Origin of the sequence: Georgenia faecalis (genome assembly GCF_003710105.1) — a bacterium.
GTDB lineage: Bacteria > Actinomycetota > Actinomycetes > Actinomycetales > Actinomycetaceae > Georgenia_A > Georgenia_A faecalis.
In genome coordinates, this window is the sequence record NZ_CP033325.1 from 3157218 (window position 1) to 3173581 (window position 16364).

Genomic DNA, 16364 nt, shown 5'->3' on the forward strand with positions numbered 1-16364 from the left:
GGGTAGGGCGCTCACCCGCGCTCGGCGAGGACGGCGTCGGACAGGCGCGGCCACACCCGAGCCGCCCACTCGCCGAAGGGCTCCGCCCCGAGGAACGCCGTGGCGATCCCGGCGCGCGGGTCCACCCACAGGAAACTGCCCGACTGCCCGAAGTGGCCGAACGTGGCGGGGTCGTTGCCCGCGCCCGTCCAGTGCGGGGCCTTGCCGTCCCGGATCTCGAAGCCCAGGCCCCAGTCGTTGGGGTCCTGGCGCCCGAACCCGGGCAGGACGCCGGTGAGGCCCGGGAACGCGACGGTGGTGGCGCGGGCGAACAGCTCGGGCTCGAGCAGCGTGGGGGCGAGGAGCTCGCGGCCGAGGCGCGCGAGGTCGGCGGCGCTGCCGCGGGCGCCGTGGGCCGGGGACCCCTCGAGGAGGACGGTGCTGAGGCCCAGCGGCATGAGCACGGACTCCTCGAGCCAGTCGCCGAAGTCGGTGCCGACGCCCTCGGCGACGTGGTCGGCGAGGATCTCGAACCCGCGGTTGCTGTACACCCGCCGCCGCCCGGGCGCCGCGACCGGGGCGTCGGAGTCCGGGCCGACGCCGGACGCGTGCGCGAGGAGGTGGGCGAGCGTGGCGCCCGGCGGGCCCACCGGGTCCTCGAGGGCCACGAGGTGGCGCTGGACCGCCACGAGCGCCGCCGCCGCCGTGAGCAGCTTCGTCACCGAGGCCCAGCGGAAGGACTCGTCGACCTCGCCGTGCGTGCGGATCGGGCCGCGGGCGTCGGTGACGACGACGGCGTGCGGGAAGGTGAGCTCGGCGGTGCTGGCGAAGGGGTCCACCCGCCCAGCCTGCCGCACGACGTCGGCGCGCCTCCACCCGGGTGCCCCGCTCCCCCGCCTCGTGATCATGCAGAACCGCCGCACCCGCCACGGGGGCGGGTGCGGCGGGCGTGCTGGGCACGTGCTGACAGGCGCATGGGCGGGCCCGGCCGCACCGCCGACGGTCCGGTCGGTGCGGCCGCGCCCGGCCTCAGAGGGCCGAGCGGGCGCTCGGGGTGGCGACGGCCTCGCTGCGCAGGACGAGCCCGGAGGCGGTCTCGTCGAGCGGGCGGTCCACCACCACGAGGTCGCCGTCGTGGATCTCCCCGGCGAGCAGCGACCGCGCGAGCTGGTCGCCGATCTCGCGCTGGACGAGCCGGCGCAGCGGCCGGGCGCCGTAGGCGGGGTCGTACCCCTCGAGCGCCAGCCACTCCCGGGCGGCGGGCGTGACCTCGAGCCGGAGCCGGCGGTCGGCCAGCCGCTGCGCGAGCCGGGCGATCTGCAGCTCGACGATGGAGGCGAGCTCCTCGAGGGTGAGGGCCTCGAAGATGACGACGTCGTCGAGCCGGTTGAGGAACTCCGGCTTGAACGACGCGCGCACCGCCTGCATGACGGCGTCACGCTTGGCCTCGTCGGACATCATCGGGTCCACGAGGAACTGGGACCCGAGGTTCGACGTGAGGACGAGGATGACGTTGCGGAAGTCCACCGTGCGGCCCTGGCCGTCGGTGAGCCGGCCGTCGTCGAGCACCTGCAGGAGGATGTCGAAGACCTCCGGGTGCGCCTTCTCGACCTCGTCGAGGAGGACGACGGAGTACGGCCGGCGGCGCACCGCCTCGGTGAGCTGGCCGCCCTCCTCATAGCCGACGTACCCCGGGGGCGCCCCGACGAGCCGCGCGACGGAGTGCTTCTCCGAGTACTCGCTCATGTCGATGCGGACGATGGCGCGTTCGTCGTCGAAGAGGAAGTCGGCGAGCGCCTTCGCCAGCTCGGTCTTGCCCACGCCCGTGGGGCCGAGGAAGAGGAACGAGCCGGTGGGGCGGTCGGGGTCGGAGACGCCGGCCCGGGCGCGACGGACGGCGTCGGAGACGGTCCGCACGGCCTGCTTCTGGCCGATGAGCCGCTCGCCGAGGACGTCCTCCATCCGCAGCAGCTTCTGCGTCTCCCCCTCGAGGAGGCGACCGGTGGGGATGCCGGTCCACGCGGCGACCACCTCGGCGACCTCGTCCGGGCCGACCCGGTCGGCGATCATCGGCGCCTCGGGGGCGTCGGCACCGGCCTCGGCCGACTCCGCGGCGGTCAGCTCACGCTCGACCGTGGGGATCTCGCCGTAGAGCAGGCGCGAGGCGGTCTCGAGGTCGCCCTCGCGCTGGGCGCGGTCGGCGTCCGTGCGCAGGGCGTCGAGGCGGGCCTTGAGGTCACCGACGCGGTTGTGGCCGGCCTTCTCGTTCTCCCACCGGGCGGTGAGCGCGGCGAGCTCCTCGCTGCGGTCGGCGAGGTCGGCACGCAGCCGCTCGAGGCGCTCCACGGATGCCGGGTCCTCCGCCTTGACCAGCGCCAGCTCCTCCATCTTGAGCCGGTCGACGGCGCGGCGGAGCTCGTCGATCTCGACGGGCGAGGAGTCGAGCTCCATGCGCAGCCGGGACGCAGCCTCGTCGATGAGGTCGATGGCCTTGTCCGGGAGCTGGCGCCCGGGGATGTAGCGGTGGGACAGGGTGGCCGCGGCGACCAGGGCGCTGTCGGAGATCGTCACCTTGTGGTGCGCCTCGTACCGGGGCGCGAGGCCGCGGAGGATGGCGATGGTGTCCGCCACGGACGGCTCACCGACGAAGACCTGCTGGAAGCGGCGCTCCAGCGCGGGGTCCTTCTCGATGTTCTCGCGGAACTCGTCGAGGGTGGTGGCGCCGACCAGGCGCAGCTCGCCGCGGGCGAGCATCGGCTTGAGCATGTTCCCGGCGTCCATGGACGAGTCGCCCCCGGCGCCCGCACCGACGACGGTGTGGAGCTCGTCGATGAAGGTGATGATCTGCCCGTCCGAGGACTTGATCTCCTCGAGGACCGCCTTGAGGCGCTCCTCGAACTCGCCGCGGTACTTCGCGCCGGCGACCATCGACGCGAGGTCGAGCGCGACGAGGCGCTTGTCGCGCAGCGAGTCGGGCACGTCGCCAGCGACGACCCGCTGGGCGAGCCCCTCGACGACGGCGGTCTTGCCGACGCCAGGCTCACCGATGAGCACGGGGTTGTTCTTCGTGCGGCGGGAGAGCACCTGGACGACGCGCCGGATCTCGGCGTCGCGGCCGATGACCGGGTCGAGCTTGCCCTCACGCGCGGCCGCGGTGAGGTCGGTGCCGTACTTCTCCAGCGCCTGGTAGGTGCCCTCCGGGTCCTGGGAGGTGACGCGCGCCGAGCCGCGGACCTTGGGCAGGGCCTCGAGCAGGGCCTCGCGGGTGGCTCCGGCGCCGCGGAGGATCTCGCCGGCCGGCGTCGTCCCCTGGGCGAGCGCGAGGAGCAGGTGCTCGGTGGAGATGTACTCGTCCCCGAGGGCGCGGGCCTCCTCACCCGCCTGGGTGATGACGGCCATCATCTGCCGCGACGTCTGGGGCTGGGCGACCGAGCTGCCGGAGGCGCCGGGGAGCGCCCCGATCGCGGACCGGGCGCGCTGAAGGACGATGGCGCGGTCGGCGCCGACCGCCTCGACCAGTCCCCCGGCCACGCCGCCGTCCTGGGTGAGCAGCGCGACGAGGAGGTGGACCGGCTCGAGTGCGGGGTTGCCGGCGGAGGAGGCCAGCCGCAGCGCGGCGGCGATCGCCTCCTGCGACTTGGTGGTGAGTTCGTTCATCAGGTTTCCTCCATGCGGTGATCAGACTCTGATCGGCACAACGTCCGCTGGAGTTGAGTCTATTCCGCTCAACCTCGATCCGCGAGCGGCCGACGGCCCCTCGGAGCGCCCCGAGAGGTCCCGTTCCGGCCGGGCCGCGGGGGCTTCGTCGGCACTGGGTCAGCCGCTCGACGCGCGCCATCCCGACGGGCACACTGGCGCGGGTGAGCACCCACAGCCTCGACGAGGCGAGCATGGTCTGGTCCCGCCCCGGCACACCGGGAGGGCACCTCGTCGTCCTCCTGCACGGGAAGTGGGGCGTGGCCGAGGACATGACCCGGATGTTCGACCGGCTCCCGCCGGAGGTGACGGCCGTGTCGCTGCGTGGGCCCCGCCCGCTCGGCGAGCGCTGGGCGTGGGTGGACGCGGACCCCGCCTCGGAGAACGCCGCCGGGTTGGACGCGGCGGCCGCCGGCGTCGGCGCGTGGCTCGACGCGCAGGTGGGCTGGTCCTCCGTCGGCGTCGTCGGCTACTCCCAGGGGGGCGGCGTCACGCTCCAGCTGCTGCGCGAGCGTCCCGACCGCCTCGCCTACGCCGCCGTCCTCGCCGGCTTCATCGGCTCGGCCGAGGATCCCCGGGACGCGGCCGTCGCCACCGTGCGGCCCGCCGTGCTCTACGCCCGCGGCGACCTCGACGACGTCATCCCGCCCGAGTGGGTCTCTGGGCTCGAGGAGTGGCTGCACCGGTGCGCCACCCCGACCATCCGCCGCTACCCCGGCGTCGGCCACGACCTCACGGACGAGATGTTCGACGACGTCGGCGCCTTCGTGGCCGAGCAGCTGCGGGCGGCGGAGCAGTAGGAGCGGGCGGCCGCCGGGGCGCGGCTGCGCAACCCGCGGGAACGAGCGAACTCGGCGCGAATCAGCGAACTGGGCGCGAATCAGCGAACTGGGCGCGAATCAGCGAACTCGACGCCCCGCCCCCTGCCGAGTTCGCCAGTCCGTGCCGAGTTCGATAGGCAGAACTAGCGAACTCGGCACCAAACGGCGAACTCAGCGGGAACTAGCGAACTCGACGGGCCGGCAGCCGAGCCGCTCGCGAACTCAGCGGGAACTAGCGAACTCGACGGGCGAGCAGGCCGCCCTAGGCCACCCCGGGCGCGAACGCCGGCCAGGGGTCGGCCGCCTCGAGCGCCGCGGCGAGGGCGAGCAGCAGCTCCTCGTCCCCGAGCCGGACGGCGCCGAGCTGGGCCCCGAACGGCAGCTCCACGCCGTCGACCTCGGCCCGGTGGAGGGGCACGGAGATCGCCGGCGCCCCGAGGATGTTCCACGCGCTGGTCCACGGCGTGAACGCCTTCTGCGCCTCGAAGTCCGCGGCGGGGTCGGCGTCGTCGCGCATGGAGCCGACCGGTGCGGGCGGCTGCGCGAGGGTGGGGGTGACGACGACGTCGAGCCCCGCCCAGGCGGCGGCCGCCCGCCGCGCCAGCATCTGCACGGCGACGAGGGCGTTCGCGTAGTCGACCCCGGAGTAGCTCCGGCCCTGCTCGCGCATCCACCGGGTGAGCGGGGTGAGGAGCCCGTCCGCCTCCGGCGGGATCGGCGCGGAGAGCGCCCCCACGGCCCACAACGGCCGGAACGCCTCCCACTCCTGCGGCGTGAACGGCACCGGCGCCACGTCGACCACGTGCCCCATCCCCTCGAGCAGGGTGGCGGCGCGCCGGGCCGCGGCCACCGCCTCGGGGTGGACGGGGGCGCCGGCGACGTTGACCGGGTCGAGCAGCACCCCGACGCGCAGCGCTCCGGGGTCCCGGTCGCACGCGTCGAGGAAGGTCGTGCGCGGCGGCCGCGGGGTGTAGTGGTCCCCGGGCCACGGGCGCGCGAGGACGTCGAGGAACGCGGCGGTGTCCCGCACGGTCCGGGTGAGGACGCCGTCGGCGGTGAGGGCGGAGCCGTCGACGCCGAGCGGCCCCTTCGACACGCGCCCCCGCGAGGGCTTGAGCCCGACGAGGCCGCAGGCGGCCGCCGGGATACGGATCGACCCGCCGCCGTCGTTCCCGTGGGCGACCGGCACGATCCCGGCGGCGACGGCGGCCGCCGATCCCCCGCTCGACCCGCCGGCGCCACGCGTGCGGTCCCAGGGCGTGCGGGCGGGCGGGGCGACGTCGGGCTCGGTGTAGGGCGGCAGCCCCAGCTCCGGTGTGGTGGTCTTGCCGACCATGAGGGTGCCCGCCTCGCGCAGGCGCACGGCGACGCCGTCGTCGGCGGGGGCGACGTACCCCGCGAACGCGGCGCTGCCCGCCTCGAACGGCAGGCCGGCGACCATGACGAGGTCCTTCACCGGGCACGGGACGCCGAGGAAGGGCGGGAGGTCCGCGTCACCCCGCTCGAGGGTCTCCTCGGCCGCGCGTGCCTGGGACCGGGCGTGGTCCTCGGCGAGGTGGACGAAGGCGCCGACGCCCGGACCGAGGCGCCGGGCGCGCTCGAGGGTGTGGTCGAGGACCTCGGTGGGCGAGACGTCCCGGCGGCGGACCGCGGCGGCGAGGTCGAGGGCGCTGAGGTGGTGCAGCTCGCTCATCGTCCGAGGCTAGTGGTCCCCCGCGCGACGGGTGCCGCCGCGAGACAGGCCCGTTCGGGTTGCCGCGCACGCCGGGGGCGCTCACGCTCGTTCGCACGCGGCACCACGGTGGTGCCGGCACGGAGGGGAGCAACGATGGGTATCGCAGACAAGGCCAAGGACGCGGTCGGCGGCGAGAAGGGCAGCGACGCCGCGCTCGACAAGGGCGCGAACCTCGCCGACGACAAGACGGGCGGCAAGCACGCCGACAAGATCGACAAGGGCCAGGACGCCCTCGACGGCAAGATCGGCAGCGAGTAGTCCCACCGCGGCGGCGGCCACCCGCGGGTGGCCGCCGTCGCGCGCCGGGCCCCGGGCGTGGCATGGCCGCCCGGAGCGGCAGCCATCCGGGCCGTGATGGGATGGGCGGGTGACTGACGACACGCGCCCCGACGCACCGGCCGACCCGCACGCCTGGCTCGAGGAGGTCGAGGGGACCGCGCCCCTGGACTGGGTCCGCGAGCGCAACGCGCACGCCACGGCCGTCCTGGAGGCCAGCCCCCGCTTCGCCGAGCTGCGCGCCGGCGTCCTCGAGGTCCTCGACTCCACCGACAAGATCCCCGCCGTCGTCCAGCGGGGCGACCACCTGTACAACTTCTGGACGGACGCCGAGCACGAGCGCGGGCTGTGGCGGCGTACCACGTGGGACTCCTACCGCACCGACGACCCGGAGTGGGAAGTCCTCCTCGACGTCGACGCCCTGGGGGCGCAGGAGGGCGTGAGCTGGGTCTGGCACGGCGCCCACGTGCTCCGCCCGGGCTACGACCGCGCGCTCGTGTCCCTGTCCCGCGGGGGCTCCGACGCGGACGTCACGCGGGAGTTCGACCTCACGACGAAGACCTTCGTCGCCGACGGGTTCACCCGCGATGAGTCCAAGGGCGGGATGGTCTGGGCGGACTCGAGCGGTGACGAGGTGTTCGTCTACACGGACTTCGGCGAGGGCTCGATGACGACCTCGGGCTACCCGCGGACCGTCCGGCGCTGGCGCCGTGGCACCCCGCTGGCGCAGGCGCCGGAGATCTTCGCCGGCAACACCACCGACCTCTCCATCGGCGCCGGGCACGACTTCACGCCCGGCTTCGAGCGCGACGTCGTCGTCCGGGCCTACGCCTTCTACGACTCCGAGACGTACCTGCTCGCGCCCGACGGCGGCCTGCGCCTGCTCGAGGTGCCCCGCTCCGCCGAGCCCGACCTGCACCGCGAGTGGCTCACCGTCGAGCTGCGCGAGGACTGGGAGGTGGCGGGGCGGACCTACCCCGGTGGCGCGCTGCTCGCCGCGCCGCTGGACGCCTTCCTCGCCGGCAGCCGCGACTTCACTGTCCTCTACCAGCCCACCGAGACGACGTCACTGGCGGGGGCCACGTGGACCCGCCACCACCTCGTCCTCAACATCCTTGACGACGTGACGAACCGGCTCGAGGTGCTCACCCCGCCGGAGGGCACCGGCGAGTGGCGTCGTCGGCCGCTCGCCCTGACGACGGGGGCGTCGGAATGGGAGGCTCCCGAGCTGGCGACCATTGCCGTCGGCGCGGTGGACGCCGACACCTCCGACGCCCTGTGGCTCATGGTCTCCGGCTTCCTCACCCCGACGACGCTCTCGCGCCTCGACCTCGACGACGACGGCGCGACCGTGGCGCTCGAGCCGCTGAAGTCGATGCCCGCGTACTTCGACGCGACGGGCCTGAGCGTCTCCCAGCACTTCGTCACCTCCGACGACGGCACCCGGGTCCCGTACTTCGAGGTGTCCCCGCCGCCGCTGGCCGGCGACGGCGCCGCCGCCCCGCGGCCGACCCTCCTGTCCGGCTACGGCGGCTTCGAGATCTCCCGCGTGCCCACGTACTCCGGGGCGATCGGGCGGGCGTGGCTCGCCCGCGGCGGCGTCTACGTCGTCGCCAACATCCGCGGCGGCGGGGAGTACGGGCCGCGCTGGCACCAGGCGGCGCTCAAGGAGAACCGGCACCGGGCGTACGAGGACTTCGCCGCGGTCGCCCGGGACCTCGTGGCCCGCGGCGTCACCGACGCGGCGCACCTGGGCGCGCAGGGCGGGTCCAACGGCGGGCTGCTCATGGGCAACATGCTCACCGGCTACCCCGAGCTCTTCGGCGCCATCGTGTGCCAGGTGCCGCTGCTGGACATGAAGCGCTACAGCCACCTGCTGGCCGGCGCGTCGTGGATGGCGGAGTACGGGGACCCGGACGACGAGGCCCAGTGGGAGTTCATCCGGACGTTCTCGCCGTACCACCGCCTCGAGGAGGGCGCGCAGTACCCGCCCGTGCTCTTCACGACGTCGACCCGCGACGACCGCGTCCACCCCGGCCACGCCCGGAAGATGGCGGCGGCGATGCTCGCCCGCGGTGACGACGTCACCTACTACGAGAACATCGAGGGCGGGCACGGCGGGGCGGCGACGAACGCGCAGGCCGCGACCATGGCGGCGCTGGCGTACGAGTTCCTCTGGCAGCGCCTCGGCGGCGCCTGACACCCAGGACTGGCGAACGCGGAAGGCCCGCGGAACCGGTGAGGTTCCGCGGGCCTTCACGCGTGGGTGGGCCGGGCGCTCCCGGCGGGGTCAGTACCCGCCGGTCCGGGCCCGCTTGTTCACCCGGATGAGCCAGACGATGCCGACGATGAGCACGATGAAGCCGAGGAAGCCGACGCCGAGCCCGATGAGGACGGAGAAGCCGACGTCGAGGATGCCCTCGGCGTCGACCGGCGGGGCGACGACGAGAGTGTCGGTTGCGCCCGAGGGCAGGTCGCAGTCGATGGTGTAGGCGCCGGCCTCCGTCGTCGTGAAGACGGCGCCCGGGAGGACGGGCTCGCCGTCGACGTCCGTGGTGCCGCCCTGGGAGGCGCGGACGGGGACGTCGGCGCCGGAGGGGTCGGTGACCGTGCACGTCAGCGACTGCGCGGCGTTCGCGTCCCCGACGTAGATGGCGCGCTCGGCGTCGGCGGGCAGGGTGACCGTGCCCCCGTTGGTGAGCTCGGCGCTGTCCTCGACGATGTCCGCGAGCGCGCCGGCACCGACGACGAGGCCGATGACGGGGCCGAGGATGAGCATGAGCACGCCGACGACGATGGTGATGATCGGACCGGTGCGCTTGGGCTTGGCGCCCTGGCCGGCGCCGTACGGCTGCCCGTAGCCGGGCTGGCCGTAGCTCGGCTGCTGGCCGTAGCCCGGCTGCTGCCCGTAGCCCTGGGGGCCCGGGCGCTGCTGCTGGCCGTACCCCTGGGCGCCCTGCTGGCCGTAGCCGCCCGCCGAGGAGGAGGGCGCGCGGTACGGGTCGCCGCCGCCCGGGGCCCCATAGCCCGGCTGCTGCTGGCCGTAGGCGGGCGGTCCGCCCGCGCTCGAGCCGGCCGGGCTCGACCCGCCCGGATCGGCGCGGCGCCCGTAGCGGGGCTCGTCAGGACCGCCCTCGCCGGGCCGCGAGCTGTCGTTCGTCGGCGTGCTCATCGTCGTCCCCGCTCCTCGTGACCGCGGCGACGCCCCGGGGCGCCGCTCGCCTGCACGTCCAGCATGCCAGGCGGTGGTCCCGCCCACCCGTCAGCGGGGCCTTCCTCAGCGCTCCGGCCGCCACACGACGAGCGCTCCGACCTCGCGCCGCTCGGGCCGACGCCCGCGGCGGAGCTCGCTCACCTCGCCGCCGGGTCCGGCGGCGAAGACGCGGTGCTCGGCCGCGACGCGGCGCTGGAGACGTTCGTTCTCCTGCCGTGCGGCGTCGAGATCACGCTGGAGGTCGAGGATCCGCTTGATCCCCGCGAGGTTGATCCCCTCCTCCTGCGACAGGCGCTGCACCTCGCGCAGGAGGTCGATGTCGTGGACGGAGTAACGCCGACCCCGGCCCCGGGTCCGCTTGGGCGAGACCAGCCCGAGGCGGTCGTACTGGCGCAGCGTCTGGGGGTGCATGCCGGCCAGCTCGGCCGCGACGGAGATGACGAAGACCGGAACGTCGTCAGGGCCCGCGGTCACCGTGCCGTCCTCCCTCAGCGCGCGGCCAGCGCGCGCAGCTCCGCCCGGGGGTCCTCGCCCGCGGTCGCCGCGGCGAAGGCCTCGACCGCCTCCCGGGCATCACCGGGGAGGTTCTTCGGGACGGCCACGGTCACCGTGACGAGCAGGTCGCCCGTCCCGGCCGGCGTGGTCACGCCCTTGCCCTTGACCCGCAGGGTCCGGCCCGACGGCGTCCCGGCCGGGACCTTGACCCGTACGGTGCCGCCGTCGAGCGTGGGCACCTCCACGGTCCCGCCGAGCGCCGCCTCGGCGAACGTCACGGGGACGGTGATCCGCAGGTTGCGGCCGTCGAGCTGGTACACCGGGTGCGGCTCCACCGAGACGGTGACGACCATGTCCCCCGGCTCGCCGCCGGCGGCACCGGGCTGGCCCTTGCCGCGCAGGCGGATCTTCTGGCCGTCGTGGACGCCGGCGGGGATCCGCACCGTCATGGTGCGCTCCCCCACGGTGAGCTGCATGGTCGCGCCCTCGACCGCCTGCCGGAACGGCAGGCTCGCGGAGGCGGCGATGTCGTCGCCCCGGACCGGACCACGGGATCGTCCGGTGAACCCTCCCCCGCCGAACATGTCGGAGAGGATGTCCTCGAACCCGGCGTTGGCGCCGGTGGAGTAGCGCGTCCGGGACGTGCGCGGCCCGCCGGCGCCGGCACCGAACATGCCGCCGAAGAGGTCCTCGAACCCGGCGGCCCCGCCGGAGCCACCCGCGGAGAAGCGTGCCCCGCCCCCGGCCATGGCGCGCACGGCGTCGTACTGCTTGCGCTCCTCGGGGTCGGAGAGCACGGCGTAGGCCTCGCCGACCTCCTTGAAGCGTCGCTCGGACTCGGCGTCGCCGGGGTTGTGATCGGGGTGGAGCTTGCGGGCGAGCTTGCGGTAGGCCTTCTTGATGGCTGTGGCGTCGGCGTCCTTGGGAACCCCGAGCGTCGCGTAGAAGTCCTTCTCGAACCAGTCCTGACCTGTCATCGCCCTTCACCTCCTCGATCGTGTCGTGACGCGGGGTGCCCGCGCCCGAGAGCGACGGTGCCCGGCCTGGGGCCGGGCACCGTCGACGTGTCCTACTGGGGGCCGGTGACGGCCACGCGCGCCGCGCGCAGCACCCGGTCCCCGACCCGGTACCCGGGCTGGAGCACCTGGGTCACCGTGGTGCTCGTCGCCTCGGCGTCCGGGGTGTGCATGAGCGCCTCGTGGACCGCCGGGTCGAACTCCTCGCCGGTGTCCCCGAACCGGACGACGCCGAACCGCTGCTCGAGCGTCGCCTCGAGCTTCTCGGCGATCGCCGCGAAGGGACCGGCGAGGTCGCCGTGCACCCGCGCGAGGTGGATGTCGTCGAGGACGCCCATGAGGGCCTCGGTCACCTCGGCCACGCCCGCCTGGCGCTGCTCGGACGCCGCCGCCTTGGCGCGGCGGACGTACGCGTTGTACTCCTGCTCGACGTTGTAGAGCGCAGCCGTGCGTCGGGCCAGCTGGTCCGAGAGCTCGGCGGCCTCCGCCTTGGCGGCGGCCAATGCCCCGGGGGCAGCACCGGCGCCGGTCGCGTCCGCCGTGGCGGCGTCGTCGGCCGTGGCGGCGTCGTCGGCCGTGGCGGCGTCGTCGGCCGTGGCGGCGTCGTCGGCCGTGGCGGCGTCGTCGGCCGTGGCGGCGTCGTCGGCCGTGCCCGTGGCGTCAGCCTCCGCGGCGGGGTTCTCCCCCGCCTCGGTGGCCGCGTCCGCCTGCGCCGGGTCCGGCTGGCGCACCTGCCCCGTGAGGGGGTCGATGCGCCGCTTGTCCCGGACCACCGGCTGGTCGGGCTGCTCGGGCGCCGAGTCCGCGGGCGTCACTTGGTGTCACCCTCGTCGACGATCTCGGCGTCGACGACGTCGTCGTCGGCGCCACCGGCCGGCGTCCCGTCGCTCGACCCGGCGTCGGGACCCTGGGCCCCGGCGGCCTGGTCGCTCGCGTACAGCGCCTGCCCGATCTTCTGCGAGGCGGTGACGAGCGCCTCCTGCTTGGCCTTGATGGCGTCGATGTCCTCGCCCTCGAGCGCGCTCTTGAGCTCGTCGACGGCGCCCTGGACCTCGGTGGAGACGTCCTGCGGGAGCTTCTCCGCGTTGTCCTTGAGGAGCTTCTCCGTGGAGTAGACCAGCTGCTCCGCGGTGTTGCGGGTCTCGGCCTCCTCGCGGCGCTTCTTGTCCTCGGCGGCGTGCGCCTCGGCCTCCTTGACCATCCGGTCGATCTCGTCCTTGGGCAGGGCCGAGCCGCCGGTGATGGTCATCGACTGCTCCTTGCCCGTGCCACGGTCCTTGGCGGAGACGTGGACGATGCCGTTCGCGTCGATGTCGAAGGTGACCTCGATCTGGGGCATGCCGCGGGGCGCCGGGGCGATGCCGGTGAGCTCGAAGGTGCCCAGCGGCTTGTTGTCCCGCGCGAACTCGCGCTCACCCTGGAAGACCTGGATGAGGACGCTCGGCTGGTTGTCCTCGGCGGTGGAGAACACCTCGGAGCGCTTGGTGGGGATGGCCGTGTTCCGCTCGATGAGCTTGGTCATCACCCCGCCCTTGGTCTCGATGCCGAGGGACAGGGGCGTGACGTCGATGAGCAGGACGTCCTTGCGATCGCCCTTGATGACGCCGGCCTGCAGGGCCGCGCCGACGGCGACGACCTCGTCCGGGTTGACGCCCTTGTTGGGCTCCTTGCCGCCGGTGAGCTCACGGACGACGTCGGTGACGGCGGGCATCCGGGTGGAGCCACCGACGAGCACGACGTGGTCGATGTCCTCGACCTTGATGCCCGCGTCGGCGATGACCGAGCGGAAGGGCGCCTTGGTGCGCTCGAGGAGGTCCGCGGTCATCTGCTGGAACTGCGCGCGGGTGAGCTTCTCGTCGAGGTGGATGGGGCCGTTCTCGCTCATCGAGAGGTACTGCAGGGAGATGTTGGTGCTCGTCGTGGAGGAGAGCTCCTTCTTCGCCTGCTCGGCGGCCTCCCGCAGACGCTGGAGAGCGATGCGGTCCTTGGACAGGTCCACGCCGTCCTTGTTCTTCACCTGCGAGACGAGCCAGTCGACGACCCGCTGGTCCCAGTCGTCGCCACCGAGGCGGTTGTCGCCGTTGGTGGCGCGCACCTGGATGGTGGAGAAGTCGTCGTCGTCCTTGCCGACCTCGAGGAGGGACACGTCGAAGGTGCCGCCACCGAGGTCGAAGACGAGGATGAGCTCGTCCTCCTTGCCGCGCTCGAGGCCGTAGGCCAGGGCGGCCGCGGTGGGCTCGTTGATGATGCGCAGGACGTTGAGGCCGGCGATCTGGCCGGCGTCCTTCGTCGCCTGGCGCTCGGCGTCGTTGAAGTACGCCGGCACGGTGATGACGGCGTCGGTGACGGGCTCGCCGAGGTACTGCTCGGCGTCGCGCTTGAGCTTGCCGAGGATGCGCGCGGAGATCTCCTGCGCCGAGTACTTCTTGTCGTCGATGGTCACCGTCCAGTCGGTGCCCATGTGGCGCTTGACCGAGGAGATGGTGCGGTCGACGTTGGTGACGGCCTGCCGCTTGGCGACCTCGCCGACGAGAACCTCTCCCGACTTGCTGAAGGCGACGACCGAGGGGGTCGTCCGTGCGCCCTCGGCGTTCGCGATGACCGTCGGCTCGCCGCCCTCGAGGACGGCGACGACGGAGTTCGTGGTTCCCAGGTCAATTCCGACCGCTCGTGCCATGTGTGATGCTCCTTCGTCTGACGAGCCGGTCAACTACCGGCCCGGGGTCTTGAGTCGTCCACACTCAAGTTTGTGCGCTGAGCCGCGTCTGTCAACTCGGCGGCGTCGAACTTGAGTCTGACAGGCTCAACCTCGGCAGGGGCCGGGGTATTCCCCGATCAGCGAGCGGACACGAGCGTCCGCCTACGGCCGCCGCAACCGTGCCGGCAGCGGCGTCCCGCGCACCCAGGCGCGCACGGTGGCGGTGAAGAGCTCGGGGTCCTCGACGTTCCAGCCGTGGCCGAGCCCCGGGGCGACCCGGCCCTCGGCGCGGGGCAGCAGCGCGGGGAGGGTGCGCACGGCGGCGGTGATGCCCCGGGACTCGCGCCCGCCGGCGAGGACCAGGGTGGGGACCGGCACGGCCGCGAGCGCGGCCGGCGCGCGGTACGCCGACACCTCGCGGTAGGCGCGGCGGTAGGCGTCGTCGGCCATGGCCAGCGCGTTCTCGACGTACGCCGCCTGCTGCGCGGGCGGCAGGCCGAGGGCCCGGGCCCGCGCCGCCAGCGGCCCGGGACCACGCCCGGCGGCGGCGAGCCGCACGTAGAGCGGCAGCAGCGCCCGCCCGGGCCACGGCGCGGCGGTCACCCCGCTGACGACGACGGTCTCGAGCACGGCGGCGTGCCGCTCGAGGAGGGCGAGGGCGACGTGCCCGCCGAGGGACAGCCCGACGACGTGCGCCCGGCCGCCCGCACCGCGCTCGCGGATCACCTCGGCGACGAGGTCCGCGGTGGCGGCGAGCGAGTCCCACGCGACGCCGGCGCTGCGGCCGTGCCCGGGCAGGTCGACGGCGAGGCAGTGCAGGTCACCGAGGGCGGCGACCTGGTGCCACCACATCCAGCTGCTCGCTCCCACCCCGTGCAGGAGCACGAGGCTCGGCGCGGCGGGCTGCCCGGACTCGGCGACGTGCAGCGGCATGGCGACCTCCCCCCGGTCAGTGCCAGCCCTACCCTCCCACCCATGACACTCACGCTGGGCATGGTCACGTGCGACACCACCGACGCCGAGGCGCTCGCGGCCTGGTGGGCGGAGCAGACCGGAGCCGAGGTCACCGAGACGAACGACGGCTGGTTCGCCGTCGTCCGCGGTGGCGGCCTGCCCGTCATGCTCGCGTTCCAGAAGGTCGAGGAGCCGACCGCGGGCAAGAACAAGCTCCACCTCGACCTCCACGCCGAGGACCTCGACGCCGAGGTGGACCGCCTCCTCGCGGCCGGGGCCACCCTGGTCGCCCGGCGCGGGGACGAGAGCTTCCGCTGGGTGACGCTCGCCGACCCGCAGGGCAACGAGTTCTGCGTCGCGGCGCACGGCGCCGCGGACGCCTGACGCCGGCGCCCTCGCAGGCGGGTCGCGGCGCCGTGACCCCATTGCAATCCACAGCCCCTGTCCGACGCGGAGAACGCGCTTACGCTGGAACCACTGCCGCTGCGCACCGATGTGGGTGGTCACGATGACGAGTCCTCTCAGCACCGACCAGATGACCGCGCCGGCGCTCGCCGAGGCGGTCTACCGCGACGGCCTCGCCCTCCTCCCGAACGCCTTCCCGCGGGAGTGGGCCGGCCGACTCGACGACGACCTCGCCCGCGAGTTCATCGCCGCCCTGCGCAGCCCCGGCGGGGTGGCGCCCCGAGGCTGGAACCGCTTCTACTTCGAGCCCTTCGCCGAGCGGGTACCGGCGTTCCTCGACGTCGTCACGCACCCGGTGATCGCCGCCCTCTCCGCGCACCTCTTCGGTCCCGACTGGCAGGTGGTCGAGCTCGGCTGCGACATCCCCCTCCCGGGGGCGATCAACCAGCCCTGGCACCGGGACTTCCCCATGCCCGAGATCACCCGCCGCGAGCGCCGGCTCACGTCGATCGCCGTGAACATCACCGCGCTCGACGTCGTCGACGCCCCCTTCCAGGCCGTCCCGGGCACCCAGCTCGACGACGGCGAGGACTTCGAGGACGCCATGTTCCCGCCGGGCGAGCGGGTGCCGGACCTCGAGGGCCGGATGCGCTCGTTCCACGCCCGGATGGGCAACCTGTCGGTGCGCTCGGGCCTCATCGTCCACCGCGGGTCCGCGATGGGCATCGGCTCACGCATGCGGCAGGTCGCCATCGTCGGCATCGTCGCCCCCGACGACCCGGCCGTCGTCGAGCGGCGCGCCGACCCGTACGACCCGCACCCGCCGCGGATCCGGATGTCGCAGGAGTACGCGGACTCCGTCCCGCCCCACGTCCTCGACCACATCAGCGTGGAGGTCGTCGCGCCGACGGCGGCCGCGCTGCCGCCCTACCGCACGGAGCACCTCTTCGAGGGGCTGCGCATGAGCGCGCTCCAGGCGTGAGCGCGGGCCGGACCACCAAACCGGCCGGATTCCTTGCACGATCCTCACATCACCACCACGGGTCGCGCGCGGTGCCGCTCCTAGGCTCGGTCC

General features: G+C 74.1%; 14 protein-coding genes. 5 read left to right on the forward strand and 9 right to left on the reverse strand.

Annotation, left to right across the window (positions count from 1 at the left end; translation table 11 throughout):
* Positions 1 to 11: 11 nt before the first annotated feature.
* Positions 12 to 818 carry a serine hydrolase domain-containing protein gene (locus EBO36_RS13880; protein WP_244925296.1) on the reverse strand — a complete coding sequence of 269 codons (807 nt, stop codon included), beginning with the start codon at positions 816 to 818 and terminating at the stop codon, positions 12 to 14.
* A 190-nt stretch (positions 819 to 1008) separates the two neighbouring features.
* Positions 1009 to 3636, reverse strand: coding sequence for an ATP-dependent chaperone ClpB (gene clpB / locus EBO36_RS13885; RefSeq protein ID WP_122825137.1), 2628 nt, complete (start codon positions 3634 to 3636; stop codon positions 1009 to 1011).
* Between the two features lie 203 nt (positions 3637 to 3839).
* On the opposite strand from clpB, the gene EBO36_RS13890 reads away from it, so the two are divergent.
* Positions 3840 to 4475, forward strand: coding sequence for an alpha/beta hydrolase (locus tag EBO36_RS13890; RefSeq protein WP_122825138.1), 636 nt, complete (start codon positions 3840 to 3842; stop codon positions 4473 to 4475).
* A 283-nt stretch (positions 4476 to 4758) separates the two neighbouring features.
* Here EBO36_RS13890 and EBO36_RS13895 read toward each other — a convergent pair whose 3' ends face one another.
* Positions 4759 to 6189 (reverse strand): amidase, encoded by a 1431-nt coding sequence (locus EBO36_RS13895; protein WP_122825139.1) that lies wholly within the window; start codon positions 6187 to 6189, stop codon positions 4759 to 4761.
* Between the two features lie 135 nt (positions 6190 to 6324).
* On the opposite strand from EBO36_RS13895, the gene EBO36_RS13900 reads away from it, so the two are divergent.
* Positions 6325 to 6489, forward strand: coding sequence for an antitoxin (locus tag EBO36_RS13900; protein WP_122825140.1), 165 nt, complete (start codon positions 6325 to 6327; stop codon positions 6487 to 6489).
* A 109-nt stretch (positions 6490 to 6598) separates the two neighbouring features.
* Complete coding sequence (locus tag EBO36_RS13905; protein ID WP_122825141.1) at positions 6599 to 8707, forward strand: prolyl oligopeptidase family serine peptidase; 2109 nt, start codon at positions 6599 to 6601, stop codon at positions 8705 to 8707.
* A 90-nt stretch (positions 8708 to 8797) separates the two neighbouring features.
* Here the strand turns inward: EBO36_RS13905 and EBO36_RS15495 are convergent, their stop codons facing one another.
* The 6 genes from EBO36_RS15495 to EBO36_RS13935 all read right to left on the reverse strand — a co-directional run bounded on the left by EBO36_RS15495 (position 8798) and on the right by EBO36_RS13935 (position 14863).
* Positions 8798 to 9679 carry a hypothetical protein gene (locus tag EBO36_RS15495; protein WP_222928727.1) on the reverse strand — a complete coding sequence of 294 codons (882 nt, stop codon included), beginning with the start codon at positions 9677 to 9679 and terminating at the stop codon, positions 8798 to 8800.
* A 105-nt stretch (positions 9680 to 9784) separates the two neighbouring features.
* A complete protein-coding gene (locus EBO36_RS13915; RefSeq protein WP_122825690.1) occupies positions 9785 to 10132 on the reverse strand; it encodes a heat shock protein transcriptional repressor HspR in 348 nt (115 codons plus the stop codon).
* Positions 10133 to 10209: 77 nt separating this feature from the next.
* On the reverse strand, positions 10210 to 11193 hold the full coding sequence (locus EBO36_RS13920) for a DnaJ C-terminal domain-containing protein (protein WP_122825142.1): 984 nt from the start codon (positions 11191 to 11193) through the stop codon (positions 10210 to 10212).
* A gap of 92 nt (positions 11194 to 11285) precedes the next feature.
* Positions 11286 to 12047 carry a nucleotide exchange factor GrpE gene (locus tag EBO36_RS13925; RefSeq protein WP_244925297.1) on the reverse strand — a complete coding sequence of 254 codons (762 nt, stop codon included), beginning with the start codon at positions 12045 to 12047 and terminating at the stop codon, positions 11286 to 11288.
* A complete protein-coding gene (gene dnaK, locus EBO36_RS13930; protein WP_122825143.1) occupies positions 12044 to 13909 on the reverse strand; it encodes a molecular chaperone DnaK in 1866 nt (621 codons plus the stop codon). Before dnaK ends, EBO36_RS13925 begins: the two co-directional genes overlap by 4 nt.
* A 183-nt stretch (positions 13910 to 14092) precedes the next feature.
* Entirely contained in the window at positions 14093 to 14863 is a 771-nt protein-coding gene (locus tag EBO36_RS13935) for an alpha/beta fold hydrolase (protein WP_122825144.1), read from the reverse strand.
* A gap of 42 nt (positions 14864 to 14905) precedes the next feature.
* Between EBO36_RS13935 and EBO36_RS13940 the strand changes: the two genes are divergently transcribed.
* Both EBO36_RS13940 and EBO36_RS13945 read left to right on the forward strand, forming a co-directional pair.
* Positions 14906 to 15268: a VOC family protein gene (locus EBO36_RS13940; protein ID WP_122825145.1), complete on the forward strand. Its 363-nt coding sequence runs from the start codon at positions 14906 to 14908 to the stop codon at positions 15266 to 15268.
* A gap of 124 nt (positions 15269 to 15392) precedes the next feature.
* Entirely contained in the window at positions 15393 to 16271 is an 879-nt protein-coding gene (locus EBO36_RS13945; RefSeq protein WP_164471485.1) for a phytanoyl-CoA dioxygenase family protein, read from the forward strand.
* The last annotated feature ends 93 nt before the right edge of the window (positions 16272 to 16364 follow it).